Origin of the sequence: Acinetobacter sp. UNC436CL71CviS28, assembly GCF_000620525.1 — a bacterium.
Taxonomy (GTDB): Bacteria; Pseudomonadota; Gammaproteobacteria; order Pseudomonadales; family Moraxellaceae; genus Acinetobacter; species Acinetobacter radioresistens.
The window spans coordinates 1-2273 of the sequence record NZ_JIBB01000085.1; the positions used below are offsets into that span (position 1 = coordinate 1).

The 2273-nt window shown below is 39.5% G+C and carries 1 protein-coding gene and 1 pseudogene; one reads left to right on the forward strand and one right to left on the reverse strand.

Annotated elements, in window-relative coordinates; genetic code table 11:
* On the reverse strand, positions 1 to 1164 hold a 1164-nt coding region (locus N518_RS0115135; RefSeq protein ID WP_026444480.1), incomplete at its 3' end, for a multicopper oxidase domain-containing protein.
* Between the two features lie 679 nt (positions 1165 to 1843).
* Here N518_RS0115135 and N518_RS16540 point away from each other — a divergent pair.
* Positions 1844 to 2191 (forward strand): annotated as a pseudogene (locus tag N518_RS16540) (helix-turn-helix domain-containing protein); the annotation flags it as partial.
* Positions 2192 to 2273 lie beyond the last annotated feature (82 nt).

Sequence of the window (2273 nt, forward strand, 5' to 3'; positions counted from 1 at the left end):
TGAATGATCCATTTTCGAGTGATCCATGCCTTGCATATTGCCGTGGTTCATTTTCGAATGATCCATTCCTGCATGATCACCGCCACCATGTCCCATATCTTCCATGGTCAAAAGTGAGCGTGGACGTGGTGCAGGCATATGAATGCCATGTGTCATAGGATTTAATTCATTGTGCAGTGTACCAATCGCATAGCCTGCACGGTCAATTGACTCAGCTTCAATTTGATAATGTCCGCCTTTGGGCTCCACAATCACATCATAAGTTTCAGCTGTGCCAATACGAAACTCATCCACAGCAACAGGTTTTACAGGCTGACCATCAGCACTGACCACAGTCATTTTCAAGTTAGGAATACGGACATCGTAGAAAGACATCGCAGATGCATTCACAAAACGTAGGCGAATTTTTTCATTCGGTTTAAACATTCCTGTCCAATTTTGTTCAGGTGTTTTGCCATTAATGAGGAAGGTATAACCTGTAACATCCGACATGTCGGTTTTTAGCATACGCATCTGATTCCACATTTTGCGGTCAGACCATGTCGCTTTTATGCCATCACGTTTAACCTGCTTCCAAACATCACCCAAGGTTTCACGCTGATCTTGATAATATTCAGCTGAAATTTTAAGATCTTTCTGAATTTGATCACTGGTTTTTTCATGAAAATCTGACAACATCACCACATAGTCACGTTCAGCTTTTTCATGTGCTGCCAATGGTGTTTTACCTTTTGGATAAATCACAAAAGAACCATATAAGCCGTCCTGTTCCTGTCCTTTAGAATGAGCGTGATACCAATAAGTCCCGCTTTGGCGAATCTTGAATTTATAAACATACTCGCTTTGAGGCTTAATACCGTTAAAACCATTAAATCCCGGTACACCATCCATAATGCCCGGCAACAACAGTCCGTGCCAATGAATAGAAGAATCTTGGTTTTTTAAATTATTTTTCACGCGAATGATGGCTTCATCACCCTCTTCAAACTCAAGCAAAGGCGCAGGAAATTGACCATTTACGGTAATGCGCTTTACAGGCTTTCCAGTTGGGCTGACCACTGCTTCATCAATAACAAGCTGATATTCACGCACTTCGGCAAAAACCAAAGGCGACGATGCAAAACAAATACCTGCTAATAGGTACGAACTAATTTTATGAGACATAACTTAACCTTAATTTTTGAAAAATAAATAAATTTTAAAAAAATTGGTTAAGTTTTAGGAGGACGTGAAATTTCTTGCCAATACCCATTTAGATATTGGTTGGGGTAATAAAAATTAGGCTGATCTATAGAATAGAAGGTATCTAGGGGATCTAGCGAGCTTTGCAAAGAATGAAGACATGAGATCTGTGTCTGGCAGGATAAGCTAGAACATTCCTGACACTTTTTGTGATCTATATTCTGATTAAGAGCTAAATGATTATGGCAATCGGTATTCGTCTGTACTTCGTGATTAATACCATGTTGAGTGACTTGCTGTGCTTGATCTAAACAATGATCTTGGCTCATTTCAGTTTGCATATTGATATGCATTATCTTTACTGATGCAACAGACACACTACTCCATCCTATGGCAAAAACCATAAGAAAACAAAACCAAAGTTTTTTGGAGAGATGAGTCAACACGAATGCTATCTAGGAATAGAATTTAATCCAAAATATCTTAACGGAATTTCAAATATTTACAACTCAATATAATTTAGTAGTTTCTCTAAAAATAACATAATACACCTTATACGAAACGTGTTTGTTAGAACCCATTTAAAGTGTCTATATTCTCACCAATAAAAATGTCTGGTTTATGATGGTTTTTATCACCATGGACTGGATATAAAATATAGATGCTGATCACTATGTCTGACAAAGAAATTCAACGTCTTGCAGTTCTGCAAGACGTTCGAGATCATCGTATTACCCAAGTCCGTGCTGCTGAAATCCTGAATCTTTCCACCCGTCAAATTACCCGGTTATTGCAGAAGCTCAATCAAGATGGTGTTTCAGGCATGACGCATGCCAGTCGTGGTCAACCGGGTCATCGTCGCCATGACGTTCTGTTAAAATCAGAATGTCTTTCCATTATTTCTGAACATCTGCTGGGCTTTGGACCTACCTTGGCGCATGAGAAGCTCAGCAGCATGTTTGACCTGAATATCCCGGTAGAAACGGTTCGGCGCTGGATGACTGCAAATGGCACTGTTGCAAATAGAGATTTGAGTCGATGATGTTCCCTTTAAAAAGTACTTAGAGACCGAAAACCCTGTTGATTAGACA